General features: G+C 70.6%; 26 protein-coding genes and 2 pseudogenes. 12 read left to right on the forward strand and 16 right to left on the reverse strand.

The features are described 5' to 3' along the window. Positions 1-21 precede the first annotated feature (21 nt). Entirely contained in the window at positions 22-972 is a 951-nt protein-coding gene (locus LUX31_RS02220; protein WP_235472813.1) for a ribose-phosphate diphosphokinase, read from the reverse strand. 248 nt (positions 973-1220) lie between these two features. Between LUX31_RS02220 and LUX31_RS37770 the strand changes: the two are divergent. The 5 genes and pseudogenes from LUX31_RS37770 to LUX31_RS02245 form a co-directional block, all read left to right on the forward strand. Beyond that, positions 1221-1691: pseudogene (locus LUX31_RS37770) on the forward strand (GTP-binding protein); the annotation flags it as partial. A gap of 22 nt (positions 1692-1713) precedes the next feature. Continuing rightward, a pseudogene (locus LUX31_RS37775) lies at positions 1714-1794 on the forward strand (hypothetical protein); the annotation flags it as partial. A 30-nt stretch (positions 1795-1824) separates the two neighbouring features. After that, entirely contained in the window at positions 1825-2121 is a 297-nt protein-coding gene (locus LUX31_RS37780; RefSeq protein WP_235472814.1) for a hypothetical protein, read from the forward strand. A gap of 97 nt (positions 2122-2218) precedes the next feature. Beyond that, positions 2219-2878: a DUF4230 domain-containing protein gene (locus tag LUX31_RS02240; protein WP_235472815.1), complete on the forward strand. Its 660-nt coding sequence runs from the start codon at positions 2219-2221 to the stop codon at positions 2876-2878. Between the two features lie 112 nt (positions 2879-2990). Continuing rightward, entirely contained in the window at positions 2991-3689 is a 699-nt protein-coding gene (locus tag LUX31_RS02245; protein ID WP_235472816.1) for a VanZ family protein, read from the forward strand. On the opposite strand, the gene LUX31_RS02250 is transcribed toward LUX31_RS02245, so the two are convergent. Next, entirely contained in the window at positions 3690-3932 is a 243-nt protein-coding gene (locus LUX31_RS02250; protein WP_235472817.1) for a hypothetical protein, read from the reverse strand. A gap of 124 nt (positions 3933-4056) precedes the next feature. On the opposite strand from LUX31_RS02250, the gene LUX31_RS02255 reads away from it, so the two are divergent. Both LUX31_RS02255 and LUX31_RS02260 read left to right on the forward strand, forming a co-directional pair. Next, entirely contained in the window at positions 4057-5145 is a 1089-nt protein-coding gene (locus LUX31_RS02255; protein ID WP_235472818.1) for a PHP domain-containing protein, read from the forward strand. Positions 5146-5620: 475 nt separating this feature from the next. Continuing rightward, positions 5621-6583, forward strand: a complete 963-nt coding sequence (locus LUX31_RS02260) for an SDR family NAD(P)-dependent oxidoreductase (RefSeq protein WP_235472819.1) — start codon at positions 5621-5623, stop codon at positions 6581-6583. A gap of 129 nt (positions 6584-6712) precedes the next feature. On the opposite strand, the gene LUX31_RS02265 is transcribed toward LUX31_RS02260, so the two are convergent. The 4 genes from LUX31_RS02265 to LUX31_RS02280 all read right to left on the reverse strand — a co-directional run bounded on the left by LUX31_RS02265 (position 6713) and on the right by LUX31_RS02280 (position 10219). After that, on the reverse strand, positions 6713-7375 hold the full coding sequence (locus LUX31_RS02265; protein ID WP_235472820.1) for a M15 family metallopeptidase: 663 nt from the start codon (positions 7373-7375) through the stop codon (positions 6713-6715). 54 nt (positions 7376-7429) lie between these two features. Further along, positions 7430-8119, reverse strand: a complete 690-nt coding sequence (locus LUX31_RS02270) for a helix-turn-helix domain-containing protein (RefSeq protein WP_235472821.1) — start codon at positions 8117-8119, stop codon at positions 7430-7432. Positions 8120-8231: 112 nt separating this feature from the next. Continuing rightward, the gene (locus LUX31_RS02275) at positions 8232-9203 is read right to left on the reverse strand and encodes a phosphotransferase family protein (protein ID WP_235472822.1); all 972 of its coding nucleotides are present in this window, start codon (positions 9201-9203) and stop codon (positions 8232-8234) included. Positions 9204-9358: 155 nt separating this feature from the next. Next, entirely contained in the window at positions 9359-10219 is an 861-nt protein-coding gene (locus LUX31_RS02280; RefSeq protein WP_235472823.1) for a DUF3626 domain-containing protein, read from the reverse strand. 205 nt (positions 10220-10424) lie between these two features. Between LUX31_RS02280 and LUX31_RS02285 the strand changes: the two genes are divergently transcribed. The 3 genes from LUX31_RS02285 (at position 10425) to LUX31_RS02295 (ending at position 14414) form a co-directional block, all read left to right on the forward strand. Continuing rightward, entirely contained in the window at positions 10425-11681 is a 1257-nt protein-coding gene (locus LUX31_RS02285; protein ID WP_235472824.1) for an aromatic acid exporter family protein, read from the forward strand. A gap of 64 nt (positions 11682-11745) precedes the next feature. Further along, a complete protein-coding gene (locus LUX31_RS02290; protein ID WP_235472825.1) occupies positions 11746-12774 on the forward strand; it encodes a hypothetical protein in 1029 nt (342 codons plus the stop codon). Between the two features lie 404 nt (positions 12775-13178). After that, the gene (locus LUX31_RS02295) at positions 13179-14414 is read left to right on the forward strand and encodes a lactonase family protein (protein ID WP_235472826.1); all 1236 of its coding nucleotides are present in this window, start codon (positions 13179-13181) and stop codon (positions 14412-14414) included. On the opposite strand, the gene LUX31_RS02300 is transcribed toward LUX31_RS02295, so the two are convergent. Both LUX31_RS02300 and LUX31_RS02305 read right to left on the reverse strand, forming a co-directional pair. Continuing rightward, the gene (locus tag LUX31_RS02300; RefSeq protein ID WP_235472827.1) at positions 14382-15107 is read right to left on the reverse strand and encodes a DUF2470 domain-containing protein; all 726 of its coding nucleotides are present in this window, start codon (positions 15105-15107) and stop codon (positions 14382-14384) included. The genes LUX31_RS02295 and LUX31_RS02300 overlap by 33 nt on opposite strands. A 138-nt stretch (positions 15108-15245) precedes the next feature. After that, complete coding sequence (locus LUX31_RS02305; protein WP_235472828.1) at positions 15246-15854, reverse strand: TetR/AcrR family transcriptional regulator; 609 nt, start codon at positions 15852-15854, stop codon at positions 15246-15248. Between the two features lie 117 nt (positions 15855-15971). Between LUX31_RS02305 and LUX31_RS02310 the strand changes: the two genes are divergently transcribed. Next, entirely contained in the window at positions 15972-17441 is a 1470-nt protein-coding gene (locus LUX31_RS02310) for a cytochrome P450 (protein WP_235472829.1), read from the forward strand. Between the two features lie 107 nt (positions 17442-17548). Next, positions 17549-17749, forward strand: a complete 201-nt coding sequence (locus LUX31_RS02315; RefSeq protein WP_235472830.1) for a DUF5999 family protein — start codon at positions 17549-17551, stop codon at positions 17747-17749. Positions 17750-17767: 18 nt separating this feature from the next. Here LUX31_RS02315 and LUX31_RS02320 read toward each other — a convergent pair whose 3' ends face one another. The 8 genes from LUX31_RS02320 to LUX31_RS02355 form a co-directional block, all read right to left on the reverse strand. Continuing rightward, a complete protein-coding gene (locus tag LUX31_RS02320) occupies positions 17768-19072 on the reverse strand; it encodes an alpha/beta fold hydrolase (protein WP_235472831.1) in 1305 nt (434 codons plus the stop codon). Between the two features lie 112 nt (positions 19073-19184). After that, complete coding sequence (locus LUX31_RS02325) at positions 19185-20216, reverse strand: LacI family DNA-binding transcriptional regulator (protein WP_235472832.1); 1032 nt, start codon at positions 20214-20216, stop codon at positions 19185-19187. 92 nt (positions 20217-20308) lie between these two features. Continuing rightward, positions 20309-21733 (reverse strand): BNR repeat-containing protein, encoded by a 1425-nt coding sequence (locus tag LUX31_RS02330; protein WP_235472833.1) that lies wholly within the window; start codon positions 21731-21733, stop codon positions 20309-20311. A gap of 50 nt (positions 21734-21783) precedes the next feature. After that, positions 21784-22104, reverse strand: a complete 321-nt coding sequence (locus tag LUX31_RS02335) for an L-rhamnose mutarotase (protein ID WP_235472834.1) — start codon at positions 22102-22104, stop codon at positions 21784-21786. Positions 22105-22121: 17 nt separating this feature from the next. Beyond that, entirely contained in the window at positions 22122-23204 is a 1083-nt protein-coding gene (rhaS, locus tag LUX31_RS02340; RefSeq protein ID WP_235472835.1) for a rhamnose ABC transporter substrate-binding protein, read from the reverse strand. A gap of 101 nt (positions 23205-23305) precedes the next feature. Beyond that, positions 23306-24301, reverse strand: coding sequence for an ABC transporter permease (locus LUX31_RS02345; RefSeq protein ID WP_235472836.1), 996 nt, complete (start codon positions 24299-24301; stop codon positions 23306-23308). Continuing rightward, positions 24294-25334: an ABC transporter permease gene (locus LUX31_RS02350; protein WP_235472837.1), complete on the reverse strand. Its 1041-nt coding sequence runs from the start codon at positions 25332-25334 to the stop codon at positions 24294-24296. The genes LUX31_RS02345 and LUX31_RS02350 overlap by 8 nt, the downstream gene beginning before the upstream one ends. Further along, positions 25331-26848, reverse strand: a complete 1518-nt coding sequence (locus tag LUX31_RS02355; protein ID WP_235472838.1) for a sugar ABC transporter ATP-binding protein — start codon at positions 26846-26848, stop codon at positions 25331-25333. Before LUX31_RS02355 ends, LUX31_RS02350 begins: the two co-directional genes overlap by 4 nt. Positions 26849-26868 lie beyond the last annotated feature (20 nt).

The raw sequence follows: 26868 nt of genomic DNA on the forward strand, positions 1-26868 counted from the left end.
CGGGGTCATCCTTCCTGTCTGTCAGGTTCCCGGGGCGTCGAACAGGGCGCTGACGGACTCACCGTTGTGAATGCGACGCACGGCCTCGGCGAGCGCCGGGGCGATGGACAGCACCCGCAGCTTCTCGGTGCGCTCCTCCTCCAGGATCGGCACGGTGTTGGTGCACACGATCTCCAGCACGTCGGGCTGCTCGCTCAGCCGCTTCAGCGCGCCCGCCGCGAACAGCCCGTGGGTACAGGCGACCCGGATGGACCGCGGCCCCAACTCCCGCAGCCGCTCCAGGAGTTCGAGGACCGTACTGCCCTTGGCGATCTCGTCGTCCAGCACGATGACGTCCCGGCCCGTGACCTTGCCGATCACGGAACTGATGCTGACCCGGTCGTCCGCGAACCGCTGCTTGGCCCCGGCGGCCACCTCGGCGCCGATCAGCCGGGCGAAGTGCGCGGCCTCCTTGGCGTTGCCGAGGTCGGGCGAGACGACCGTCGTCCGGGACAGGTCGTACTGGCGGAAGTGCGCGGCGAGTTCGCGCAGGGCGTGCAGATGGTCGACCGGGACCGAGAAGAAGCCGTGGACCTGCGGGGAGTGCAGGGTCATCGCGAGGACACGGCTCGCGCCGGCCGCGACCAGCAGGTCGGCGACCAGCCGCCCGCCGAGCGAGATCCGGGGCATGTCCTTCTTGTCGGAGCGGGCGTAGGCGTAGTGCGGCATGACGACCGAGATCCGCCCGGCGGACGCGCCACGCGCCGCGTCGCACATCATCAGCAGCTCGACGAGGTGTTCCTGGACCGGGACGACCAGCGGCTGGACGAGGAAGACGTCCCGCTCCCGGCAGTTGGCCTGGAGCTGCACCTCCAGGCAGTCGTTGGCGAACCGGCTGACCTGAGTGGGCCGCAACGGCACGCCCAGGTGCTCGCAGACCTCGGCCGCCAGCTCGGGATGGGCACTACCGCTGAACACGGCGATGTCTCGCACGAACCGCTCCTCGCATGATCATTCCGGTCGGCCACGGCCCATCGTACTGGCCGCTCCTGGCACTCCGTGCCGCGAAAAGCGGTTGCGGCCGGCCGCCGGAGCGACGCCATGATGGCGGCGGCCGATTCTTCCCGGCTCTCCCCTGTCTCTCCCCGCCTCTCCTCGACCTCAGGAGCACGGAATGCGCCGTTTCCTCGGAACTCTCCGCCGCCCATGCCGGACCACAGTTCTCGAGGACTCGACCGCCCATGCACTCCGTGCCCATCTCGCACACCCTGAACATCGGGATCCTGGCCCACGTCGACGCCGGTAAGACCAGCCTCACCGAGCGGCTGCTGTTCGACGCGGGCGCGATCGACCGGCTCGGCAGCGTCGACTCAGGCGACACCCGTACGGACGACGGCGCGATCGAGCGGCAGCGCGGGATCACGATCCGCTCGGCGGTCGCCTCGTTCACTCAGGTTCGCCCTGCGATGCCCACGCCGGGGACACCTGCTGACCTGCTTTTCTGCTGGGGGTCCGGGGGTTATCCCCCGGGAAGATGCAGCACTGTCGGCGACACCCAGATCAACCTCATCGACACCCCGGGGCACTCCGACTTCGTCGCCGAGGTCGAGCGCGCCCTGGAGGTCCTGGACGGGGCGGTGCTGCTGCTGTCGGCCGTGGAGGGCGTCCAGGCGCAGACCCGCGTGCTGATGAGGACGCTGCGGCGGCTGCGGTGAGGACACGGTCCACGCGAGCCTGTCGGCCGGTCCGCGCGAGTGGCCGGTCACCGACTGCCGGGTCGTCCTCGTCCGCTCCGGGTTCATCGGGCCGCTCAGCACCGCCGCGGACTTCCGGGCGCTCACGCCGGTGGTGCTGCGCCGGGCGCTGGAACGGGCGGGGACGCGGGTGTACGAGCCGTACCACGCCTTCGAGTTGGAGATCCCGTTCAGCGCGCTGGCGCCGGTTACCGGTCTGCTGGCGTCCCTCGGCGCAGAGTTCGGCCCGACCGAGGGAGGCGGGGCCACGGGAGGCGGGGAGACCTGGCAGCTGACCGGTGCGCTGGCGGCCCGGCGGGTGCGCGAGGCCGAGCTGCGGCTGCCGGGGCTGACGCACGGGGAGGGCGTGTGGTGGTCGCGCCCGTCGGGCGACCGCGCACTCCGGTAGGCCCCCTCTCATTTGTCCCGATCCATCAACAGAGCGGTCTGACGGGGCATTTGGAGGGCATTCGGTTCAGTACGCAGGAAGAAAGGGGTCCGTCGCCATGACGACGTCCATCAAGGCCGTGCGGCGCATGCCTGTTTGGGCCAAGGTACTGAGTGCCGTGGTGCTGGTGTTCGTGCTGTTGCTGGCCGGGCTACGGCTGGCGGTGCTTCCGGGGCTGGGGGACATCTTCGGCGAGGAGACGAACGACCGTTCAGGGCCCGCGCTCCTCGAATCGATCCAGGACATGAGCCGTTACGAAGCGGCGTCCGGCAACTTCCAGATCGTCGTGGACCTGGAGAAGGACACCAAGTATCTGCCCGACGCGATCAAGGGCACCCGGGTGCTCTATGTGGGTGCGGGCACGGTCGACTCCTATGTCGATCTCGGCAAGATCGCGAAGGACGACGTGACGGTCAACGAGGACCGGACGACCGCGACGCTCCGGCTGCCGCACGCGGCACTCGGCAAGCCCTCGCTGAACCCCGACCGCTCCTATGCCGTCTCCAAGCAGCGCGGCATCTTCGACCGGATAACCGATCTCTTCTCCGACAACCCGAACGACGAACAGGCCGTCCAGAAGCTGGCGGTCCGGCACATCGGCGACGCGGCGAAGGAAAGCGGTCTGACCGCGCGCGCCGAGGAGAACACGACCAGCATGCTCAAGGGTCTGCTCGCCTCCCTCGGCTTCACCACGGTGACCGTGACCTACGGCACCTGAGGGAGACCGGCCCGCCCGGGTCCCGGGATCCGGGCGGGCCGGAGCGGAGTCCCCGGCCTGATCGGGGGTAACCGCCGTTGCACGGGGGTCAGTTGAAGACCGGAGGACGTTGATGGCCCGATCAGCTCCGCGCTCCCTCGCCGCGCTGCGCCTGCGCCCCGCGAAGGCCGAGAGCAAGCCGCCCGAGACCTCGAAGGAGGCCACACTCAAGGCATCGTCGAAGTCGCCGTCGAAGTCCGCACCGAAGCCTGCGGCCAAGCCCGCGCCGAAGTCCCTTTCGAAGTTCCGGAGGACCCCGAAGACCTCACCGAAGGCCGCCCCGAAGCCGCCCGAGAAGGCTCCGCCGAAGCGCCGTCCGTTCGTCTTCCTGGCCCGGCTGCTGACGATTCTGTGCGCCTTCGTGTTCATGGTGGCGTTCGCCGTGATCCTGGCCCGGCTGACCCTTGAGCCGTCCCCGGCGTCCGCGGCGCTGACCCACACCAACCTGCATCCGGGCCGCTCGCTGCGCGCCTATCTGGACCAGCCCGAGATGCGGGACGCCATCCGGCAGATCGGCGGGAACGTGCTGCTCGGCGTGCCCTTCGGCCTCCTGGTGCCCATCGTCCTGCCCAAGGCGCGGGGAGTCCTGCGGGTGCTGTTCCTGACCGCGACCGTCATGCTCATGGTCGAAGTGGCCCAGGGCGCGCTGGTCACCGGGCGCGCCTTCGACATCGACGACGTCATCCTCAACACGACAGGCGCGCTGATCGGGTACCTGCTCCTCGGCCGCCGGCTCAGCCGCGCGGTGCACGCACCGAAGAAACGGTCGTAGCTATCTCTGCCTTCTGGTCCAGGTGAGTTTGTCGCCGCCGACCCAGCGGATCATGTCCGGATCGTCGAGATCGTGGACCGTGATGCCGGCCGCGGCGGCGACCACCAGTACATCGGTGAGCGCCCGCGCCGCACCGACCACCTCGCCGTCGATCTCGATGATGCGGAACGGCGGCACGCCCGGCTGCACCCCGAGCACCATGATCCGCGGGTGAGCGATGTACGGGCTCCCGATTTCGGTCATGCATAGAGCGTAGAGCGAATCCGGCCATCATGTACCGGCCACGAGAGGGGTCGGCGGCACCGCCTCCGCCCCTTCCGTGGTGCGGGCCCGCCGAGCCCGCGCCACGCTGGAGACGGAGGTGACGATGGCGATGTCACTGGATCCCGTCGAGGCGCTGGACCGGATCGCCTTCCTGCTGGAGCGTTCCCTGGCTCCCACGTATCGCGTACGGGCGTTCCGTACCGCGATCGACGTGCTGACGGAGCTGTCCCCGGAGGAGATCCGGCAGCGGGCCGACACCGGCACGCTGGAGTCCCTCAAGGGCATCGGCCCGAAGACGGCGCAGGTGGTGCGTGAGTCGCTGGCCGGGCAGGTGCCCGCCTACCTGGAGAAACTGGAGCGCGAGCAGGGGGTGACCCCGCCTCTCGGGGACGGGGAACGCCTCCGGGCGCTACTGCGCGGGGACTGTCATCTGCACTCCGACTGGTCGGACGGCGGCAGCCCGATCGAGGAGATGGGCCGTACGGCGGCGCGGCTCGGGCACGAGTGGGCAGTGCTCACCGATCACTCACTGCGCCTCACGGTGGCGCGGGGCCTGACCGCCGACCGCCTGCGCGAGCAACTGACGGTGATCGAGGAACTCAACGCGACCTGGGCGCCCTTCCGGCTGCTCACCGGCATCGAGTGCGACATCCTCGACGACGGCTCCCTGGACCAGGACCCGGACCTTCTGGAACTGCTGGACGTCGTGGTGGTGTCCGTGCACTCCAAGCTGCGTATGGACGCCCGCTCGATGACCCGCCGGATGGTGGCCGCCGTACGCAATCCGCTGTCGGACGTGCTCGGGCACTGCACCGGGCGGCTGCTGGTGGGGCGGGAGCCCCGGGGTGGCGGTGGCGGACGGGGCGAGCGGGGCGGAGGCAAGGCACGACCGGAGTCGCAGTTCGACGCGGACGCGGTCTTCACCGCCTGCGCCGAGACGGGCACGGCCCTGGAGATCAACAGCCGCCCGGAACGCCTGGACCCACCACGCCGCCTGCTACGACAGGCCGTCGCGGCAGGCACCCTCTTCTCGATCGACACCGACGCACACGCCCCCGGCCAGCTGGACTGGCAGATCCACGGCTGCGCCCGCGCGGAGGAGTGCGAGGTACCGGCCGAACGGGTGGTCACGACCTGGCCGGTGGAAGCGCTGCTGGCGTGGTCGCGGGAGCGCGAGCTGCCATCGGCCTGAGTGCCTGTCCGGCGGATCGTTCCGGTGACCGGGGCGGTGGGGACGCGGTGTCGCTCGGCAGCGGGCGCGCTCCCGCGCAGCGGCCTTGCCGGCAGCTGCCGGCTCCGCCGGGCTCACGTCCGCGGATGAGTCGCTCGCGGAAGCGCCGACTGCGAGCGGACTGAGGCCCCCTCCGTCGGCGGGCACACTCTCCCGGACGGACCCCAGCGGCGTTGCCGTCGCCTGCCGGCTCCGCCAGGACCATGTCCGCCCACAAGGCACTCGCGGAAGCGCCCACTGCCGCCCCGGGCCGAGGCCCCGTCCGGCGACCGGCGCACGCCCCCGACGGGCCCCGGCGGCGTTGTCGCCGACCAAGGCTCACGTTCGGCCATGAAGCGCAGCCCGCGGTCCCCCGGCCTCGTCCGGCTGGTCGGCGTCAGGCAGGGCGGTGGTGTCTCTTGACTTCGAGCGTGCTCCAATTCGTAGCGTGCTGTGCATGACCACCGCACAGCACAAGATCGGCTCGGGCTTCGATGCCCGGAGCACCGCCGACGACGTCCTCGCGGGCATCGACCTCTCCGGGAAGCTCGCCCTTGTCACGGGCGGCTACTCGGGCCTCGGCCTGGAGACCACCCGTGCCCTCACCAAGGCGGGCGCGCGGGTCGTCGTACCCGCCCGCCGTCCGGAGCACGCGCGAGAGGAGCTGACCGGCGTCGAGGGTGTCGAGGTGGACGCACTCGACCTCGGCGACCTGGACAGCGTGCGCGCCTTCGCCGAGCGCTTCCTCGCCTCCGGGCGCCCCCTCGACCTCGTGATCGACAACGCCGGGATCATGGCCTGCCCCGAGACCAGGGTCGGCCCCGGCTGGGAGGCCCAGTTCGCGACGAACCACCTCGGCCACTTCGCGCTCGTCAACCGGCTGTGGCCGGCCATCGCTCCCGGCGGCGCACGCGTCGTCTCCGTCTCCTCGCGCGGCCACCACTTCTCCGGCATCCGCTGGGACGACATCCATTGGCAGCACGGCTACGACAAGTGGGAGGCGTACGGCCAGGCCAAGACGGCCAACGTCCTGTTCGCCGTCCACCTGGACAAGCTCGGCCGCGACGCCGGCGTACGGGCCTTCTCGCTCCACCCCGGCGCCATCTTCACCCCGCTCCAGCGTCACATCCCGATCGCCGAGCAGATCGAACGCGGGTGGCGGGACGCCGAGGGCAACGCGCTCGACCCTGAGGGCTTCAAGACGCCCGAGCAGGGTGCGGCCACTCAGGTGTGGGCCGCTACGTCCCCGCAGCTGGCGGGGATGGGCGGGGTCTACTGCGAGGACTGCGATGTCGCTGAACCCGCCACGCCGGGGGATCAGACCAGTGGGGTGCGGGATTATGCGGTTGATTCGGAGTCGGCGGCGCGGTTGTGGGAGGTGTCGGCCGAGTTGACCGGGGTGAACGCGTTCTCTGCGTGAGCGCTCCGGGGGGTGGGTCGTTTGTTTGGTGCAGGCCGGTGGGGGCTGGTCGCGCAGTTCCCCGCGCCCCTATCGGGGCGCGGTGCGCGCCCGAGCCCCCAAAAAAAGCCGCCCCCCGTTCCAGTGCCGTCAGGCGTGCCTGGGGGCCAGCTCCTTGGGGCCGTACAGTGCCGTCGGGGCTCCTGTCGTCAGGGCCCAGTAGCGGTCGCCGTAGGACCAGTGCCACCACTCCGTGGGGTAGTTGACCAGGCCGGCCTCGCTGAGGGCCTTGCCGAGGATCTCTCGGTGGGTGCGGGCCTTGGCGTCGATGTTGGTGGCGTGGGTGTAACAGGCGCCCGCGCTGTCCTCGGGGTTGGCGTTCATGGCTGTGCCCAGGTCGAGTTCGTGGCCGTCGGTGTCGGCGAGGGTCAGGTCGACGGCGGCACCCGCGCTGTGCGGGGCGATCTCGGGCGGGGAGACATAGCGACTGGCCGCGGAACGGAGGCGGTCCTCGGGCCAGTCCGGGTGCTGGGCGCGCAGTTCGGCGGAGTACTCGTCGAAGTAGCGGCGTTGCAGGGCGGGCGGCCGGTAGCCCTCGACGAACAGCAGCCGGATGCCGTCGGGAAGCAGTGCCTGCGCGTCGAGCAGCCGGCCGAGGACGCCCTGCCGCAGGTGGAACTGGGCGCCGCCGGACGCGTGTTGCTGCCTGTCGTCGGTGAGCAGGGCGCCTCGCACGTCCACGAGCGGGTCGCCGCTCTCTTCGACGGGTACGGCGGCCACCTTCGCGTCGGACATCAGGATGATCTCACTCATGGCACGATCATCTCGCGCCGGCCCCGGCTCCGGGATCGGGTTCGGGGCCGGGGTTCAGGCGGCGAAACCGACGTTCGTGACGTACTCGTACTGGCCCCACTGGGAGCCGAGGTCGACGATCTGGTCGGTCCAGGCGTCGTCGAAGGCCTGGGTGTCGCCGGTGGACCAGGCCTCGACGAGCAGGTCCCAGTGCCGGATGTTGAGGGTGCGGAACTCGACCACGCGCTGGCGCGGCCGGTCCACCTGGGACTGGTTGAGGGGGTGCAGTTCGACTCGCGTGCCCCGGCCCCGGGCGTTGAGCCGCCCGACGAGATACCGGGCGACGTTCTGACGGCGGACCGTCCAGTACGCCGTCTCGATCTTCTCCAGGTTCCGCTTCGACGGGCTGCGTCTGCCCTCCAGCCACGCCTTGAGCGTACGGTCGGTGACCGTCAGCCCCGCCTCCCGTGCCGCCGACCTGGCATGGTCGGTACGCGTGAGGTAGTGCAGCGACGGCGGCGGTTGCAGGGGCTGCGGGTTTCGCGGTCGTGGGAGGCTCACTGGCCGTGGCCGCGTACGCGCCCCGTCGAGGAAGTAGGCGTACTTCTCGCGCACTTCGCCGCTGGGGTCCCGCCCCGACTCCCACCCCCCGGCAGTGGAGGGACTCACGCCGAGGGCCTGCGCCACCTGGGCGCGCGAGAGGTTCAGCCCTTCCCGCAGCCCGCGCCGCACCTCGACCGAGGGCCGGCACCTCCTGGCGGGCACCGGCCAGCAGGGCGTCGATCGCGCCGAAGTCCGTCATCGGGCCACCGACCACCGCACACGTTCTCCCAAAGACAGTTGCACCGCACCAGACAACGCACTGCGACACACCGAACTAGCGCGGGCGGCGCGCCCGTGGGAGATCTCCCAAGGCTCCCGTCAGCGCAGGCCCGACCACCTTCCGTGCCCACTCCTTGCGCTCCTCCCCCATCTCCCGGGGCACCACCTCGGTCAGCATGATCAGGTACAGGTAGGAGCAGTACAGAGCGATCCGCCGACAGACCCCCTCATCGAACTCGACCTGTCCTCCGGCATCCCGATAGCCCCGCAGAAACGCCTCGTCGCCCCGGATGTCCTCCAGCAGCGCCAGCGACACGAAGTCGGCCACCGGATCGCCCCAGAACATGCGCTCGCCGTCGATGAGGCCACCGATGCGCGGCGCCCCGGCCGAGCGGTCGACCAGGATGTTCCCCTGCCAGAGGTCGAAGTGGACCAGGTGGGGCACGGTGACCTCGTCGAGGGCGTCGTACGCGTCCCGGGCGGTGCGGGCCACCTCGTCCACCGGGACCGGCAGCCACGCGCCGTAGCGAACGGCGTCGTCGAGCACCGCGTCGAACATCGTCGTGAAGGCGGTACGCCAGTCGGGGGCGAGGGGGCCGAGGGCGCCGGAGGGGTAGCCGTAGGCCGATCCGGTGACCGTGTGCAGGCGGGCCACCAGGCCGCCCAGCTCACCCCTCAGGAGCACGCGCTCGGCATCGGTCGGGGAGTCGTCCCAGGGGTCGCCCGGGCAGGCGGTCATCAGCAGATGGCCGTCGCCGAGGGCCACGAGACTCGGCGACGGTACGCCGACCTCGCCGGCGGCGCGGTAGAACTCCGCCTCGGAGACGAGCAGTCGGACCTCGTGACTGAGCCCCGGTACCGTCTCCGGCGGCGGGACCTTCAGGACGTACCGGCTGCCGTCGGCCAGCCGAAGCTCCTCGACGGCGTTGTACGTCCCACCGGTGAGCGGACGGCAGCCCACGAGGCTGTCCGGCGGCAACCCCGCCGATATGAGGATCTGTCTGGCCCGCTCCCACGAATCGGTCACCGTCTCCGTGCCTCCCCTGTCTCGACCGGCCGCGTCCGCGCCCTGCGAGCGGCCCCGGAACAGAGTACGGAAGCAGGGGCGGAACGGATCGGGAACCGGACCCGTCCGCCACAGGACAGGCCAGCTGTGCAGGGACATTCTGGACCCTTTGCCGCTCAGCTCGAACGGGCGGTGCCCGCTCCCTCGGGGGCTCCGAACCGGGCGAGGCAGTGCCACACCATCTTCAGGTGCTGGAGTTCATGACGGCCGGTGCGGACCGCGTCCCCGATGATCCGTGGGTCGAGATGGCCGTCCTCGGCGATCCGGGCGCCCAGTTCGACGTACTCGGGTCCCCGGTAGTCGGCGTGGCGGCGCAACTCCCGTACGGAGAGCCGGTATCCGGGGTGCCATTCGAGCGGTACGGGCAGGGTGCGGGCCGCCTTCTCCACCGGGGTGCCGCGATAGCTCGCGTCGAGGACCAGCGCCTCGACGTCCCGGTCGAGCAGGACGGGGCCGTGGATCTGGGCCTCGATGTAGTCGTCGAGCGCGTCCCGCTCGTCCGCCTCGGCCAGGGCGAGGAGGGACATTCCGGCGGCGACCCCGAAGTGGGCGGGTTCCGCCGCGCTGTCCGGGTAGCAGAAGGTGGCCCGCGCGAGGGCGGCGCCGGTCAGCCGGAAGTGCGAGGAGCCGAACCTCGGGGCGGCGCCGACGACCTGGCGGCGGAAGTTCAACGCGCCGTACACCGGGCGCTGGTGGGCGGGCACGCGGTCGTACGTCCCCGCGAACATCCGGCTCTCCCAGCGCCAGCGGTCGCCACCGGGACGGGCGGTGAGCCCGCCGTTGCTGGTGCCGGTGACGAACTGCGAGCGGTAGACACCCTCCTGGGCCAGCGCCCGCAGCAGGGGCAGTTCGCGGACCGTCCGGTCGGGGTGGAAGTTCAGGGTCACCCGGAGATCCGGGGGCACGGCGGGGCCGGTGGAGAGGGCTGCGACATGGCGGAGCGCCTTCGCGTGCGGGGAATCAGGGTCGTCGGCCATACGAACCAGCAGATCACCGGACGGCCCGAAGATCCACAACTTATTGGTCGACCTGGTCGACCTCGTCAACAAAACCTGTGGTCAACGAAGGGAAACATCCCTGATCACGTGAGGAATACCTCCCTCCGCGCCGCACGCGCTCGCGGCCTGCCGTGAGTACGCTCGGTCCGTTTGCGGGATGGGCGGGAAGGAGGCGTGCGCGCACATGCGAGTGGTACCCGGTGAGTGGACGGCGTCCGTCGTCCGGTTCGTGGGCAGGCACCGCGAGCCCGTGGTCGTCCAGACGTTGCGGTCGGCGGCCGCCGCGACGATCGCGTACGTCGTCGCCCTCCGCGTCAGTCCCGAGTCCGCGCCGCTCACCGCTCCGCTGACCGCGCTCCTGGTGGTCCAGGTCACCCTCTACGCCACGATCAAGACCGGCATCCGCCGGGTGAACTCCGTGGTCGCCGGGGTCGTCATCGCGATCGGCTTCAGCGTGCTGATGGGCCTGACCTGGTGGAGCCTGGCACTGATCATCCTGGCCTCGCTGGTGGTCGGGCATCTGGTGCGGGTCAGCGAGTTCGTGCCCGAGGTGGCGATCAGCGCGATGCTGGTGCTGGGGGTCACCCGGGTCGGGGACACGGCCTGGGCGCGGGTCCTGGAGACCGTGATCGGCGCGGTCGTCGGGCTCACCTTCAACCTGTTGCTGGCTCCCCCGGTGTGGGTGGAAGCGGCCGGCGAGTCCATCGAGGATCTGGCGCGCCGGGTACGGCAGTTGATGCTGCGGATGGGCGAGGAGGCCGCCGGCCGCACTCCCGTGGACCACGCGACCGCCCGGCTGCACGAGGCCCGTCGGCTCGACCACGACATCGTCGAGGTGGACGCGGCCCTGCAGCAGGCCGAGGACAGTCTGCGGCTCAACCCGAGGGTCCGGGAGGGCCTGTTGCACCGGGTGGTGCTGCGCACCGGCCTGGACACGCTGGAGATCTGCACGGTCGTCCTGCGCGTCCTCGCCCGCAGCCTCACCGACCTGGCCAAGGAGCGGGAACCCGAGCCGCTGTTCGCCCCGGAGACGGGCGCCGCGCTGGAGCGGCTGCTGTCCGAGATCGCCGACGCCGTGGTCAGTTTCGCGGTCCTCGTGACCACCGACGTCAGTGTCAGCGCCGAGTCGGCGGAGACCCGGCTCGCCACCGAACTCCGGGCCGCGACGGCCACCCGCGACAAGCTGGCCCAGCTGCTCCTGGCGGAGATCCAGCAGGACGCGGCCCAGTGGCAGCTGCACGGGGCCGTCCTGACCGAGGTCAACCGCATCCTCGACGAGCTGGACACCGAGCACCGCTCCCGGCGGCTCCTGGAGGAGCTGGACCGTTGCACCCGGGAGGAGCGGGAGCGGATGCCCCGGCTGACCCGGCTGCGGAAGCACCTGAAGCGGGTGCGCGTGCCGGGCAGGAACCGCAAGGCCGTGTCACGTCGTTCTATGTGACGAAGTCACATAGAAAGTCACATAGAACGTCACATAGAACGACTGAGGACCAAGGGGGCGGCGCATGGGTGACTCCGGCGTGCGGATCGAAGGCAACACCCTGCGGCTGCCGGGCGGTGTGGCCGTACGGTTCGTCCGCACCCTCCGGCTGCCGGAGACGGGCACGCATCCGCTGCCGCCGGGGCTCGGCGAGTTCCCGGTGCGCCGGGTCGCCGACTATCCCGACACCGTGCCGGAGGCCTGGCGGGCGCGCGGCGGGGTGCTGCTGCCGGTGTATCTGCGCGAGGCGATGTGGCTGAGTTTCGCGGGCACCGTGGAGCCCGCCGCGTTGCAGGTGGGTGTGGGCAAGGTGTGCGCGGTGTCGGGCGAGCCGTGGAGCGACCGGCTGTCGCGGAAGCCGCAGAACTACGTGGTGCTGCCGCGCCAGCCCTGGCTGGACGGCATCAACTCCGGCAAGGGCACGGTCCGGCAGTTCGTGGCGGTGCCACTCGGGCTGGGCGCGACCGTCGAGGGCCAGGTCACGGGCGAGGAGGTGTGGGGCGGCGTACAGCTCCAGTCGTTCCCGCTGTCCGACGCGGAACTGGCGAAGTGGCGCGAGGAGGAGCGCCGGCGGGCGGAACGGGCGGCGACCGCCCGGAACCGGGGTTACGGCGGGCCTGTACCCATGGCGCCCATGGCGATGCCGGCGCCGAGTGGCGCGGCGGCTCCGCAGCGGTCGGGGGCGGCGATGGGGCTGGGTGTCGGCGGTTCGATGCGCCAGGAGGTCTACCGGGACGACCGGCCGCTCACGGCATGGGCCGAGCGCCCCGCCGGACGCGTGTTCGTACACCTCGTGACGCCGCCCGAGTGGCGCCGCATTACGGGCGAGGCCCCGCCGCCGTCGCCCGTGGACCGGGCGGCCTACACCCGGGCGGGCCTGCCCTGGTTCGACTACTACGACGAGGACGCCGAGGATCTCGCCCCCACGGATCCCCTCGGGGCCGTGAAACCCGTCGGCGACTGGCTCGGCGACGACCACGAGCCGTGGCAGGAGCCGTCGCCCGGACAGGTGAAGCCGCTGGCGGGGAAGCCGGTGGAGGACGGCGACTGGTAGCTGATTTCGCCCCCGCCGCCCCTACCCGTTCCCATCCCTGGGGGCTGCGCCCCCAGACCCCCCTTGTCGCGCTGAACGCGCTCGTCCTCAAAAGCCGGACGGGCTGAAATGCCAACCCCGGCCGACATTCAAGGACGAGGCCCGTTCAGCCCGCCCACCCAGGCCAGCCACCTCCAGCCCGTCCGGCGTTTGAGGACGAGGCCGTTCAGGCCGATAAGCGGGGGTCTGGGGGCGCAGCCCCCAGGGATGGGACGGGTAGGGGCGGCGGGGGCGAGAAAAACCACCCCCACCCATTGCATCCTATGCAACGCCCATTGCTCCTCTTGCACATCACAGGTGATCCACGTCAGAGTTGCTGTCACAGTCGACAGCGGCCGAGGCGACCGAGACCCGGGGTGCAGGTAATGAGCGGTGGTACGGAACCGGCGCGAGGTACGCGCGGCGGCTGGAGCAGGCGTCGGTTCGTGGGTGCGGCGGCGGGCAGCGCCGCGGCCGCGTCCGTCCCGGCCAGAGCCATGGCGGCCGTACCGGTGGAATCCGCCACCGCGCCGGAATCACCGGCACCGGAATCATCCGCAGCGGCAGCCCCTCTACCGACCGCTCCCCGCCCCCTCTTCCTCGGCACCTACACCTCCGTCGAGGGCGGCGGCACCGGCATCGGCCTGGCCACCTACGACCCGGAATCGGGGCGGATCACCGGCGCCGGGACCGTCACCGGCGTGGGTGACCCGTCGTATCTCGCCGTGCATCCCGACGGGCGCACCCTGTACGCGGTCAACGAGCGCGAGGACGGCGGCGTGACCGCGATCCGACTCGGCCGCGAGGGCGAGCCGCATCAGGTGCTGGGCACACGTAGCACCGGCGGTGCGGGGCCGTGTCATCTGTCCGTGCATCCGGGCGGACGGTGGCTGCTCAGCGCCAACTACGGCTCCGGCAGCGTGGCGGTGCACCCCATCGACGCCTCGGGCGCGCTGGACGAGCGCACCGACCTGGTCACGCACTCCAGTCCGGCGCCGGGCCCGGGCCAACAGGGCCCGCACGCGCACCAGTTCGTCACCAGCCCCGACGGCGGCCATGTCCTCGCGGTCGATCTGGGCACGGACACGGTCTACACGTACCGCCTGGACCTCACGCGCGGCACGCTCACGGAAGTCTCGCGCGACCAGACCCGGCCGGGCGCGGGCCCGCGCGATCTCGTCTTCCATCCCGGCGGCCGGTACGTGTATCTCGCCAACGAGGTCGACAACACGGTCGCGGTCTGCGGCTACTCCCCCGCCACCGGGCGACTGTCCATCGGGGAGGCGCAGTCCACGGGGACCGGTTCGGGCACGAGTTACCCGGCCCAGTTCGTGGTGACCGCGGACGGGCGGTTCGCGTATCTGGCGAACCGCGGCCACAACAGTCTGACGCGGTACGCCATCGAGGCGGACGGTGCCCGGCTGCGGCTCCTCGACACGGTGCCGGTCGCCGGTGACTTCCCGCGCCACATCGCCCTCTCCCCGTACGGGAACCTGCTGTTCGCGGCGAACCAGCGGTCGAGCACGGTCAGTGTCTTCCGCGTCGACCCTGCGAGCGGTGAACTGCGGCTCGCGGGCGAGCCGTTCGCGTCACCCGTCGTCGTCTGTGCGCTGCCGCTGTAGCGCGCGGGGACAGGAGGCGGCGCTGGCCTGGGTGAGGAGGATGTGCATGCGCTCGGTGAGCTGCGCCACGGTGTCGGCGGGCCGGTGGAACGCCAGCCGTACGTCGCCGTGGGCGCGGGCCCGCTCGATGCGCAGGGTGAGTCCGTGCCGGTCGACGGCGAGCGGCTGGACCTTGACGGCGCCGTGCAGGCTCTCCGGCTCGACCAGCCGCGTGAGGCGCTCGACGGCGTCGCCGTGGCAGTCGGCGAGGTGGGTCAGCAGGCCGGCCTCGGCCGTGGCCAGCGGGTCGGGCTCGGCGGCGGCGAACTCGTCGAGGTCGACGACGGTGGCACCGGACGTCTGGCGCAGCACCACCCGCGTCGGCCGGAACGCCAGCTGCTCGCCCTCGACGGAGAACCAGCCGGCCATCCACAGCCGGGCGCGGATCCGGTTGCGCACGGGGACGGGCGAGACGTCGGCGAACTCCAGCACGGCCGAGGGCTCGCCGCGCGGGGCACAGACGGCGGCGGCGAGCAGCGTGCTGTCCGCCGGCACGTCCAGGATCACCCGGCCGTCCTCGCCGACGGTGTGCGCGCCGACGAACTCCTCGCGCCCGCCGTCCGCGGTCACCGCGCAGGACCACGCGGCCGCGAGCACCGAGCGCGCGCATTCCGCCGCCGCGGGCGCGGCCGTCCAGGTCGGACTGTCACCCATCCCAAACCTCCTTAGGTAAGCCTTGCCTAACCTATCGAAGATCTGGGCGCACGCCAACCACCTCCCGTGATCCTGTGCGATTCCTGTACCGCGACCCAGCCGTGAATCGACCGCGAATCGGCCGGGTTCAGGGGGCGTTCAGAGCGCGAGGGTGCCCAGCAGCGCCCGTGCGCACAGATCCCGCACCTGCTCCCGGGACAAGTCCGAGCCGCGCAGCCACTCCAGACAGACTGCGGTCGTGAACGCCAGCCAGCCACGGACGGCGAGGCGCAGTTCAGGCCGCTCCTCGGCCAGTCTCCCGAACTCCGGGTCGGCCGCGAGCGCTTCGAGGATCTGCCGCTCCTGCGTGGCCAACGCCCGCTGATAGACCTTCCGTACGGCCTGGTCGCCGGACGCGTCGGCACGGTGGAAGGCGCGATAGCCGTGCGCGTGCTCCTCGACATACGCGAGGAACGCGTCGAGGTTGGCGTCCAGTTGCTCGCGTGCGGGGACGCCCGGGACAGCGGCCGTCATCCGCATCATGCGCTCGCTCTCACGCTCCACGACCGCCGCGAAGAAGTCCCGCTTGGTCGGGAAGTAGTGGTAGAGCAGCCCGCGCGAGACACCGGCGATCTCGGCGACCTGCTCGATCCACACCTCGTCGTACGGACTCTCCGAGAACAGACGCGCACCGACCGACAGGAGCTGCTCCCGGCGCTCGCCGGTGCTCAACCGCCGTCGTGTGCGCTCCCCCTCTTTCGCGGTCATGCCCGCACTTTACTCGACGCTACTTGACGTCGATTCAACAGCGGGACCAGACTGAAACCGTTATTGAATCCACGTACAACAGGCTCAACACGCCACTGGATCAAGGGAGATGGCGTCATGACCGAGACGGCGACCCGGAGCGCTTCGCCCAGGGGATTCCGCAGTGCCGAGCTGGGCTGGCCGGAGCTGCACCGCATTCCGCATCCGCCGCGCCGGATTCCGCTGCTCGGCGACCTGGTCGGCGTCAGTCCCCGCACTCCCCTCCAGGACTCGATGAGCGTCGGGCAGCGCCTCGGGCCGATCTTCCGGCGCAAGGCGTTCGGCAAGGAGATCGTGTTCGTGTGGGGCGCGGAACTCACCGCCGATCTCGCGGACGAGTCACGCTTCGCCAAGCACGTTGGCCTCGGGGTGGCCAACCTGCGCCCGATCGCCGGGGACGGGCTGTTCACGGCGTACAACCACGAGCCCAACTGGCAGCTGGCGCACGACGTCCTCGCCCCCGGTTTCAGCCGCGAGGCGATGGCCGACTACCACCCGATGATGCTGGCCGTGGCCGAGCGGCTCACCGACCACTGGGACCGGGAACGGGCGGCGGGCCGCGCGGTGGACGTGCCCGGTGACATGACGAAACTGACCCTGGAGACGATCGCCCGCACCGGCTTCGGGCACGACTTCGGCTCGTTCGAACGCGACCGTCCGCACCCGTTCGTGACGGCGATGGTCGGCGCCCTGAACCACGCGCAGTATCTGAACGTCGTCCCTGCACCGCTCGCCCCGCTGCTGCTGCGCCGGGCGACGCGCCGCAACGAGGCGTCCATGGCGTATCTGAACCGCACCGTCGACGACCTCGTACGGGCCCGCCGGGCGTCGGACGGCCAGGGCGGCGGCGATCTGCTCGACCGGATGCTCGACACCGCCCACCCGGAGACCGGTGAACGCCTCGCGCCGGAGAACGTGCGCCGGCAGGTGCTCACCTTCCTCATCGCGGGCCACGAGACGACGTCCGGCGCGCTCTCCTTCGCCCTGCACTATCTCTCCCAGCACCCGGAGATCGCCGCCCGCGCCCGCGCCGAGGTGGACCGCGTCTGGGGCGGGGCGGCCGTCCCCGGCTACGACCAGGTCGCCAAGCTGCGGTACGTGCGCCGGGTGCTGGACGAGTCGCTGCGGCTGTGGCCGACGGCTCCCGGTTTCTCCCGCGAGGCCCGGCACGACACGGTGCTCGGCGGGGAGCATCCGATGCGGGAGGGCGCCTGGACGCTGGTCCTCGCTCCGCTGCTGCACCGCGACCCGGCGGTCTGGGGCGCCGACGCCGACCGGTTCGACCCGGACCGCTTCGACGCGGCGGCCGTACGCGCCCGCCCCGCCCACGCGTTCAAGCCCTGGGGCACCGGGGCACGGGCGTGCATCGGCCGCCAGTTCGCGCTGCACGAGGCGACACTCGTCCTCGGCCTGCTGCTGCGCCGCTACGACCTCAAGCCCGACCCGGACTACCGGCTGCGGGTGACGGAACGGCTGACGGTGATGCCGGAGGGGCTGCGGCTGCACCTCGAACGCCGGGCCCCGGGCGAGGAGTTGGCGGCTGCCTGAGCAGAAACCTCACAGATGAATTTCCTGGCGTGTCGGGGTCTCCACATACAGAGGAAAACAACCTCCGCTCTACTACTGAGGCAGACCTTTGACACACGGGAGAGACCATGTGCACCCACCAGCCTCCGTGCCCGTCCGTCGACAGCCCGGACCACGACGCCGCGGTCATCGTCGCGGCCCACCCCGAGCAGGGCTGGAACCTGCTCTGCAACGGCACGATCGTCTTCGACGACACCGGCGAACTCCTGCCGGACGGCCGGGCGGTGGGCCCGCTGCGCGGCGTCGGCACCCTGGCCGTCGCCGCCTGACTCACCGGCTGCCCGTCCTCACACCTCGTCGCGGGTCAGGGCCAGCAGCCGGTCGAGTACGCGCGGTCCGCCCGCCCGTACCCCGTCGTGCTCGAACTCGTCGGTCACCCAGGTGCGCAGCCCCCGGATCGCCCGCGCGGTCTCCAGGGCGTGGCCCGTGTCGACGTACATGTCGTCGTGGTAGACGGCCGCGGCGACCGGCACCTCGTTGACGGCGAGGCGGGAACGGTCGTACAGGGGCGGCCAGTTCGTGTGGGCGGCGAGGAGTTCGGCGGTTTCGCGCAGGGGGCGCAGAGCCGGGTCGACGTCGAACAACCAGGGGTGGACCGACTCGCCGGTGAACAGCAACGGGGCGTCGCCCGCGAGGGACTTGCCCGCGTCGAACTGCGGGAACTCGGCGCGTACCCGCTCGGCGGACCAGTCGGTAGGGCGGGAGTTCTGGCCGTAGCAGGCCTCGTGGACGAGGGCGTACAGCGGATGTCCGGCGTACGACAGGAGGCCCTGGGCCTCTTCCAGGAACGCGTCGGAGAGGGCCGTGCCGTCGGGGGTGCGGACGAAGGCGTCCTCCAGGAGGTAGTGCAGCCGGTGGCTGCCCTCGCCGCTGCCGAGGAGGTTGCCGAGGGACTGGAATGCCTCGACGGTCAGGCGGTAGCCGTTCGGGAGGAGCGGCTCGTGGCCGATCACGTACTCGGCGATGCGTCTGGCGCGTTCCACGTCCTGGGGGTAACGCGCGTAGTGCGCGGTGACCTTGCGTTCGATACGGGGGTAGGCGGCCCGGTAGACGTCGTCCGCGTGTCCGTCGAGGGACGGGAGGCCGCCGGTGATCAGGGCGGCGGTCAGACCCTCGGGCGCCGACGACAGATAGTGCACCGCGCAGAAGCCGCCGAAGCTCTGGCCGAGGACGGTCCAGGGGGCGCCGCCGGTGACCGACGGGCGGATGGCCTCGCAGTCCCGGACGATCGAGTCCGCGCGGAAGCGGGTCAGGTAGGCGGCCTGTTCGGCGGGGCCGCCGCGCAGCGGGAGCGTCTGGCGGTTGGCGGGGGTGGAGGCGCCGGTGCCGCGCTGGTCGAGGAGGAGGACACGGAACTCCTCCAGGGCCCGGCCGAGCCAGGCCGCCTGGCCGACGAAACGATTCGCCCCGAAGCCCGGACCGCCCTGGAGATAGAGCAGCCACGGCAGGTCGTCCCGGTCCGCCTCGCCGCTCGCGACGACCTCACGGGCGTACAGCTCGATGGTCTCGCCCCCGGGGTCGTCGTGGTCCAGGGGCACGGTGAAGCGGCGGTCGGTGAGGACGACGCCGGGCTGGCGGTAGCTGACGGTCAACGGTGCTCCCGAGACGGTTGGATTCCAGGCCGCCCCAGTTCAGCACATGTTCGCGGCCCTGCCGAGCCCCTGGATCATGACAACGTACTGAACGCACGATCAGTTCCGGACTTCAGCGGGCCGACAGGCTGGAGCGGCGGACCACCAGTTCCGGCTGGAGGACGACCCTGCGGTGCTCGTGCCGCCTGGGCCCGGTCTCCGTCTCCGCCTCGGTCTCCTCCAGGAGGAGTTCGGCGGCCAGGGCGCCCATGGTCACGGCGGGCTGGCGTACGGAGGTCAGCGGGACGGCCGCGGCGGCGGCGAACTCGATGTCGTCGTAGCCGACGATCGCGAGGTCGTCGGGGACGCCGACGCCGGCCGCGTACATGGCCTGGAGGACGCCGAGGGCGAGCAGGTCGTTGGCGCAGAAGACCGCGGTGGGGCGCTCGGCGAGGCCCAGCAGGCGGGCGCCCGCGTCCCGGCCCGCCGCCACGTCGAGGCGTTCGGTGGGCAGCTCGCGCAGGGCCGAGGGGCTGAGGCCGGCCTCGGCGAGCGCGTTCAGGGCGCCCGTACGGCGGTCGCGGACCTGGTTGAAGCCGGGCGGGCCGCTGACGTACGCGATGGAGCGATGGCCGGCGTCGATGAGATGGCGGACGGCCAGGGCGCCGCCCGCGACGTCGTCCACGGAGACCGAGCACTCGGTGGTGCCCTCGGCGACCCGGTCGACCAGCACGAACGGGATGCCGTGCCGGCGGAAGGAGGCGATGTTGCGGCCGGTGGCGTCGGCCGGGGTGAGCAGCACTCCGCGTACCCGCTGCTCGGCGAAGAGCGACAGGTAGTCGGCCTCCTCGCCGGCGCTCTGCGCGCTGTTGCAGACCATCACACCGAGCCCGGCGTCGCGCGCGGCCCGCTCGGCGCCGCGTGCCACGTCCACGAAGAAGGGGTTACCCATGTCGAGGACGAGCAGCCCCATGATGCGGCTGCGCCCGGCGCGCAGCTGACGCGCAGACTCGCTGCGGACGTAGCCGAGACGGTCGATCGCGGACAACACCCGGGCCCGGGTCTCGGTGGCGACCGAGTCCGGACGGTTGATGACGTTCGAGACCGTGCCGACGGAGACTCCGGCGGCACGGGCGACGTCCTTGATACCCACCGGCTGGGCCATCGGGCGGGGACCTCCAGGGAAACGAACGGTGGCGGGCAGGCCCTTACATTAACCGCGACCTGCCCGGCCCTTGCCAATCCGGCCTAATCCGGTCACGCGGGAAGGCTGAAGTCGACGACATGGAGCGCGGACGGGGTCGTACCGCTCGACTTCTCCTGGTAGAGGACGGACAGGACGTTGTCCTGGGCGATCCGTGTCTCGTCGACGACGACCTCACCGAAGGCGTTGAGTGTGCTGCCGTCGTAGAGCAGCGCCCAGTCGGTGTACCCGGAGGACTTCGACGCGCCGGCTATCCGCCCGAAGGGGAGGATCGCGTACGCGTTGTCGTACTTGTCGAGGACCAGCTTGGTGCGCTGGCTGGAGTTGAGGGGGACCGGGATCTCGGTCTTCTGCCAGGTGCCGGCGGAGTTCTTGCGGACGTGGAAGGCGCGGCCGTTGGCGGTGCGGTTGGTGACGTAGTTCGTCGTGCACTGGCCGAAGCGGCCGGGGACGTAGCTGATGATCGCGTGCGGCAGACCGGACGAGTCGGTGAACTGGCTCTCCTGGTTCATCAGGGAGTGGTCCGGGTTGAGGGAGTCGACGACGAGCCCGCTGTCGGTCACGGCGACCGTGTCGGTGCCGCCGGTCGTGCCGACGGCGGTGCCCGCGTTGTTGCGCCAGGTGCGGCCCCGGTCGTCGGAGTAGACGTAGCCGGTGTCGTGGTTGGTGATGCCGCCGCTGTTGCACATCACGGCGCCGTTCTGCTCGCGCCAGGTGAAGAACGAGTGCAGGCGGCCGTTCTTGTCGTAGTCGATGCCGTGCAGGTACATGTTGCGGACCGTCGAGGAGCCGTGCTCGCTGGTGTACGTGCCGGTGGAGCTGGTCCACTCGCCGAGCGCCGTCCAGGTCGAACCGTCGTACTCGGCAAGGGCGTTGCGGCCGTTGCCGGAGACGCCGACGCGGTAGCTGAGCTGGAGCCTGCCCTCGGGCGTCGAGATGAACTGGGGGTACGTGAACTGGGTGGTGAGCGCGAGTCCGTCGAGCGTCGACTGGGGTGAGCCGAAGCGGGCGGCGGTCCAGCTGAGCCCGGCGGGATTGTCCATGAGCCCGGCGACCGACTTGACGTAGGTGAAGCCGTCGCTGTGCGAGTCCATGTTGAGGTGGAGCCGGCCGTCGACCTTGGAGACGCCCATCGAGATGACGTTGTGGGAGTCGCTGTACTTGAGGGTGTGCCCGACCTGGACCGTCGACCAGGTGGTGGCGCCGAGGACGCGGCGGCCGACGACGGCGTTCTTGTCGGCGGTGTACCAGACGGCGTACTGGTAGCCCTTGTAGGTCAACAGGGCGTTCTTCTGGAACGAGTTGTTGTTGACCAGGCCGTCGTAGGAGACGAAGAAGACCGCCTGGGAGTCGAGCGTGGTGTTGCCGGTCTGGGTGACCGAGGGGCCGGGGTCGGCGGCGCGGGCGCTGCCGACGGCGAAGGCGGGGGTCACCACGGCACCGGCGAGGGCGGCGCCCAGCAACGTACGTCTTTTCATCTCGGGGGACTCCATTGTCTGGCGAGGTGAGAGAGGAGTTCAAGCGGGGTTCAGGCGAGGTGGAACACCTCGGTGAGGGGCTTCATGGCCTCGTCGGGGCGGGCGCCGTCCAGCGACTCGAAGAACGGCGCCATCTCCGCCTGCCAACGGGCGTTGACCTCTGCGGCCTCCATGCCGGCCTGGGCGGCGGCGAAGTCCTCGGTCTCCAAGTAGCCGACCAGCAGGCCGTCTTCACGCAGGAAGAGCGAGTAGTTGTGCCAGCCGGTGGCCGAGAGCGCGTCGAGCATCTCGGGCCACACGGCGGCGTGCCGCTCGCGGTACTCGTCGAGGCGGTCCGCCCTGACCTTCAGCAGAAAGCACACGCGCTGCATCAACAGCCCCCAGGGGATCAGAAGTTGAACTGGTCGATGTTGTCCTTGGTGAACACGGTGGGCTTGCCGAGGCTGATCACACCGTCCGCGCCGATGGTGAACGAGCCCATGTCGCCGGCCTTGAAGGTCTCGCCCTCCTTGCCGGTGATCTGCCCCGACACCAGCGCGACGGCGGTGTACGCGGCCAGCTCGCCGAGCTTCGCCGGGTCCCACAGCTCGAAGCCCTCGACGGTGCCGTTCTTGACGTACTTGCGCATGTCGTTGGGGGTGCCGAGGCCGGTCAGCTTGACCTTGCCCTTGTACTTCGAGCCGGACAGGTACTGGGCGGCGGCCTTGATGCCGACGGTGGTCGGGGAGATGATCCCCTTCAGGTTCGGGTACTCCTGGAGGAGACCCTGGGTCTGCTGGAAGGACTGCTGGGCGTCGTCGTTGCCGTACGCGATCTTGACCAGCTTGATGTCCTTGTACTTCGGGTCCTCCAGCTCCTTCTTCATGAAGTCGATCCAGACGTTCTGGTTGGTCGCGGTCTGCGCGGCGGACAGGATCGCGATCTCGCCCTTGTAGCCGATCTGTTCGGCGAGCAGCTGCACCTCGGTACGGCCCAGGTCCTCGGCGCTGGCCTGCGAGACGAAGGCGTTGCGACAGTCGGCCTTGGTGTCGGAGTCGTACGTGACGACCTTGATGTCGTTCTTCATGGCCTGCTTGAGCGCGGTGCACAGGGCACCCGGGTCCTGCGCCGACACGGCCATCGCGTCGACCTGCTGCTGGGTGAGCGTGTTGACGTACGACACCTGCCCGGAGGTGTCGGTGGCGCTGGACGGCCCGACCTCCTTGTAGGTGGAGCCCAGTGCCTGGAGCGCCTTCTCGCCGCCCTTGTCGGCGGAGGTGAAGTACGGGTTGTTGACCTGCTTCGGCAGGAAGCCGACGGTCAGCCCCTTCTTGGTGGCCGCGTTCGGGTCGGCCTTACCGGTGGCGGCGGCCGAGGCCCCCTCGTCCTTCACATCCTCCTTGGTGGTACCACCGCAGGCAGTGAGGGCCAGAGCGAGCGAGGTGGCCGCGGCAAGCGCCGCGGAGGCACGACGGACGGATGACTTACGCATGACGGGTTCCTTTGAACAGAGGGCGAGTGAGACGCGCCCCGACAGGGGCGCGGGGAACTGCGCGACCAGCCACAACCGGTCCGCAGTCTGCAAACAACCGTTTACGTCAGCCTTTGCGAGGCCCGAGCCAGTGAGACCTGCCGAGCGACCCGAGGTCCCAGCACGGAGAGCACCAGCAAGACGCCCGTGACGACGATCTGCGACTGAGCCGAGACATCCTGAAGGCTCATCACGTTCTGCAGCGCCCCGAGCAGGAACACCCCGGCGATGGCGCCACCCAGCGTGCCCTTCCCCCCGTCGAAGTCGATCCCACCGAGCAACACGGCGGCGATCACGGAGAGTTCAAGCCCGGTGGCGTTGTCATAGCGAGCGCTGGCGTAGTGCAGCGCCCAGAAGATCCCGGTCAGAGAAGCCGTAAGCCCGGTCACCGCGAACAGGATCAACTTCTGCCGCTTCACCCGGATACCGGCGAAGCGAGCGGCCTCCTCACTCGCCCCGATCGCGAACAGCGACCGGCCGAACGGGGTGGCGTGCAGCACGACCACGGCGATCGCGAGCAGCACCAGGAAGGGCAGCAGGGCGTACGGGACGAACGTGTCGCCGATGCGTCCGGCCGCGAAGTCCAGGTACTGGGTGGGGAAGTCGGTCACCGCGTCGGAGCCGAGCACGATCTGTGCGATGCCCCGGTAGGCGGCCATGGTGCCGATGGTGACGGCGAGGGAGGGCAGCCCGAGCCGGGTGACGAGCAGCCCGTTGATCAGTCCGCAGACCACCCCGAGGAGCAGACAGATCGGGATGATCGTCTCGATCGTCATGCCCTGGTTCCACAGGGCGCCCATCACCGCGCCGGAGAGGCCTGCGGTGGAGGCGACCGAGAGGTCGATCTCGCCGGAGACGACGAGGAGGGTCATCGGGAGCGCGATGAGCGCGATCGGGAGGGTGTTGCCGATCAGGAAGGACAGGTTGAGCCCGTTGCCGAACCCGTCCACGAACCCGAAGGACAGCAGCAGCACGACGACGAGGAGGACGCCGACGGCGGAGTCCCACCTCTTCAAGGAGGACCCGCGGATCGCGCGCGCGAGTGACGAGTCAGCCATGGCGGGCGTTCCTCTTCTTCAGTGCGGACGCCACGCGCAGGGCGACGATCCGGTCGACGGCGATGGCGAGGATGAGCAGGATGCCGTTGATGGCCATGACCCACACCGAGCTGACGCCGAGGGCGGGCAGCACGCTGTTGATGGAGGTCAGCAGCAGCGCGCCGAGCGCGGCCCCGTAGACGCTGCCGGAGCCGCCGGTGAAGACCACACCGCCGACCACGACCGCGCTGACGACGGTGAGTTCGTAGCCGTTGCCGGTGCTGGAGTCGACGTTGCCGAACCGGGCGAGGTAGAGCGCGCCGGCGAGTCCGGCGAGAGCGCCGCAGAAGGTGTACGCGGCGAGGATCCGCTTGCGCACGGGGATGCCGGCGAGCCGGGCGGCCTCGGGGTTGGAGCCGAGCGCGTACAGCTCACGGCCGCCGCCGAAGTGCTTGAGGTAGTAGGCGGTGGCGATGAGTACGGCGAGCGCGATCAGCGCGAGGTAGGGCACCGCCGTGATGCCGCCCGAGCCGAAGTCGACGAATCCGTCCGGGAGATCGGCCGCCGTGATCTGGCGGGAGCCGACCCAGATGGAGTCGATGCCGCGGATGATGTAGAGCGTGCCGAGGGTGACGACGAGCGCGGGTACCTGGCCGAAGCTGACGAGCAGCCCGTTGAGCAGCCCGAACCCGATACCCATGAGGACGGCCAGGGCGACGGCCACGACGGGGTTTCCGCCGTCCTGGAGGTAGACCCCGGCGGCGAAGGCGCTGATGCCGAGGGTGGAGCCGACGGACAGGTCGACGTTGCGGGTGATGACGACGAGCGACTGGCCGGTGGCGACCAGGACCAGGATCGTCGCGTTCAGCAGCAGGTCCTTGATGCCCTGTTCGGACAGGAACTCGCTGTTGCCTGCCTGGGTGACGGCGATCATCACCAGGAAGACGACCAGGATGGCGAGTTCGCGCATCTTGAAGACGCGGTCCACCAGCCGGGTGGCGCCGGCCTTGGGCACCTCGGCGGCGGGGGCGGGGTTGGGAGCGGTCACCGTCATGCGGCGGCCCTCCCGGTGGCTGCGGCCATCACCGTTTCCTCGGTTGCTTCGGAGCGCGGGATCTCGGCGGTGAGGCGGCCCTCGTGCATCACGAGCACGCGGTCGGCCATACCGAGGATCTCGGGCAGGTCGGAGGAGATCATCAGGACGGCCACCCCGTCGGCGGCCAACTCGCCGAGCAGGCGGTGCACCTCGGCCTTCGTACCGACGTCGATGCCCCGGGTGGGCTCGTCGACGATCAGCACCCTGGGGCCGGTGGCGAGCCACTTGGCCAGGACGACCTTCTGCTGGTTGCCGCCGGACAGCGTGTTGACGGTGTCGGCGATCCGGGCGTACTTGACCTGGAGCTTGACGGCCCAGTCGAGGGAGCGGCTGCGCTCGGCGCCCCGGTCCATGAGGCCTGCCTTGACGGTCGTACGCAGACCGGTGAGGCCGATGTTCCGCTCGATGGACATGTCCATCACCAGGCCCTGGGCGCGCCGGTCCTCGGGGACGAGGGCGAGCCCGGCGGCCATGGCCGTGGAGGGGGCGCCGTTGGTGAGGACCGTGCCGTCCACCTCGACCTCGCCGGCGTCCCAGCGGTCGATGCCGAAGACGGCCCGGGCTACCTCGGTACGGCCGGCGCCGACAAGCCCCGCGAGGCCCACGATCTCGCCGTGCCGCACCTCGAAGGAGACGTCGGTGAAGACGCCTTCGCGGGTCAACCGCCGCACACTGAGGGCGACTTCACCGGCCGTCACGTCCTGCTTGGGGTACAGCTCGTCGAGGTCGCGGCCGACCATGCGGCGTACGAGATCGTCCTCGGTCATGCCGTCGATCGGCTCGCTGGCGATCCAGGCGCCGTCGCGGAGGGTCGTCACCCGTTGGCAGATCTGGAAGATCTCCTCCAGTCGATGCGAGATGAACAGCACGGCGGCGCCCTGTTCGCGCAGGGTGCGTACCACGCCGAAGAGGCGGGCGACCTCGCTGCCGGTGAGGGCGGCGGTCGGCTCGTCCATGATCAGGACGCGGGCGTCGAAGGAGAGGGCCTTGGCGATCTCGACGATCTGCTGGTCCGCGATGGACAGGCCGCGAGCGGGACGGTCGGGGTCGAGTTCGACGCCGAGGCGCCGCATCAGGGCGGCGGTCGCCGAGTGGGTGGCCTTGTGGTCGATCCGGCCGAGGGCCCGGCGCGGCTGGCGGCCCATGAAGATGTTCTCGGCGATCGACAGATCGGGAAAGAGCGTCGGCTCCTGGTAGATCACGGCGATTCCGGCGTCGCGGGCGTCGCCGGGGCCGTGGAAGACGACGGGCGCGCCGTCGAGCAGCACCTGGCCGGCGTCCGGTCGGTGCACGCCGGCGAGCGTCTTGATGAGGGTCGACTTGCCGGCGCCGTTCTCACCGGCGAGTGCGTGCACTTCACCGGGGAACAGCTCCAGGGAGACGTCCCGCAGGGCACGCACCGCACCGAAGGACTTGGAGATGTCCTTGAGCGCCAGCACTGGGGCCGGCCCCGGGTCGGACGGGTGGGTCATGAGGGCTCCTCGACGACGCC

The sequence above is a fragment of the Streptomyces sp. GQFP genome (genome assembly GCF_021545335.1).
Classification (GTDB): domain Bacteria; phylum Actinomycetota; class Actinomycetes; order Streptomycetales; family Streptomycetaceae; genus Streptomyces.

Excerpts from the sequence above, each read along its gene's own strand:
- LUX31_RS02325 (WP_235472832.1), bottom strand. The coding sequence starts at position 20,216 with ATGGCCCAGCCGGTGGGTATCAAGGACGTCGCCCGTGCCGCCGGAGTC.
- LUX31_RS02245 (WP_235472816.1), top strand. The coding sequence starts at position 2,991 with ATGGCCCGATCAGCTCCGCGCTCCCTCGCCGCGCTGCGCCTGCGCCCC.
- LUX31_RS02250 (WP_235472817.1), bottom strand. The coding sequence starts at position 3,932 with ATGACCGAAATCGGGAGCCCGTACATCGCTCACCCGCGGATCATGGTG.
- LUX31_RS02335 (WP_235472834.1), bottom strand. The coding sequence starts at position 22,104 with ATGCAGCGCGTGTGCTTTCTGCTGAAGGTCAGGGCGGACCGCCTCGAC.
- LUX31_RS02290 (WP_235472825.1), top strand. The coding sequence starts at position 11,746 with ATGGGTGACTCCGGCGTGCGGATCGAAGGCAACACCCTGCGGCTGCCG.
- LUX31_RS02265 (WP_235472820.1), bottom strand. The coding sequence starts at position 7,375 with ATGAGTGAGATCATCCTGATGTCCGACGCGAAGGTGGCCGCCGTACCC.
- LUX31_RS02280 (WP_235472823.1), bottom strand. The coding sequence starts at position 10,219 with ATGGCCGACGACCCTGATTCCCCGCACGCGAAGGCGCTCCGCCATGTC.
- LUX31_RS02295 (WP_235472826.1), top strand. The coding sequence starts at position 13,179 with ATGAGCGGTGGTACGGAACCGGCGCGAGGTACGCGCGGCGGCTGGAGC.
- LUX31_RS02350 (WP_235472837.1), bottom strand. The coding sequence starts at position 25,334 with ATGACGGTGACCGCTCCCAACCCCGCCCCCGCCGCCGAGGTGCCCAAG.
- LUX31_RS02315 (WP_235472830.1), top strand. The coding sequence starts at position 17,549 with ATGTGCACCCACCAGCCTCCGTGCCCGTCCGTCGACAGCCCGGACCAC.
- LUX31_RS02260 (WP_235472819.1), top strand. The coding sequence starts at position 5,621 with ATGACCACCGCACAGCACAAGATCGGCTCGGGCTTCGATGCCCGGAGC.
- LUX31_RS02330 (WP_235472833.1), bottom strand. The coding sequence starts at position 21,733 with ATGAAAAGACGTACGTTGCTGGGCGCCGCCCTCGCCGGTGCCGTGGTG.
- LUX31_RS02240 (WP_235472815.1), top strand. The coding sequence starts at position 2,219 with ATGACGACGTCCATCAAGGCCGTGCGGCGCATGCCTGTTTGGGCCAAG.
- LUX31_RS02300 (WP_235472827.1), bottom strand. The coding sequence starts at position 15,107 with ATGGGTGACAGTCCGACCTGGACGGCCGCGCCCGCGGCGGCGGAATGC.
- LUX31_RS02310 (WP_235472829.1), top strand. The coding sequence starts at position 15,972 with ATGACCGAGACGGCGACCCGGAGCGCTTCGCCCAGGGGATTCCGCAGT.
- LUX31_RS02305 (WP_235472828.1), bottom strand. The coding sequence starts at position 15,854 with ATGACCGCGAAAGAGGGGGAGCGCACACGACGGCGGTTGAGCACCGGC.
- LUX31_RS02355 (WP_235472838.1), bottom strand. The coding sequence starts at position 26,848 with ATGACCCACCCGTCCGACCCGGGGCCGGCCCCAGTGCTGGCGCTCAAG.
- LUX31_RS02255 (WP_235472818.1), top strand. The coding sequence starts at position 4,057 with ATGGCGATGTCACTGGATCCCGTCGAGGCGCTGGACCGGATCGCCTTC.
- rhaS (WP_235472835.1), bottom strand. The coding sequence starts at position 23,204 with ATGCGTAAGTCATCCGTCCGTCGTGCCTCCGCGGCGCTTGCCGCGGCC.
- LUX31_RS02345 (WP_235472836.1), bottom strand. The coding sequence starts at position 24,301 with ATGGCTGACTCGTCACTCGCGCGCGCGATCCGCGGGTCCTCCTTGAAG.
- LUX31_RS02285 (WP_235472824.1), top strand. The coding sequence starts at position 10,425 with ATGCGAGTGGTACCCGGTGAGTGGACGGCGTCCGTCGTCCGGTTCGTG.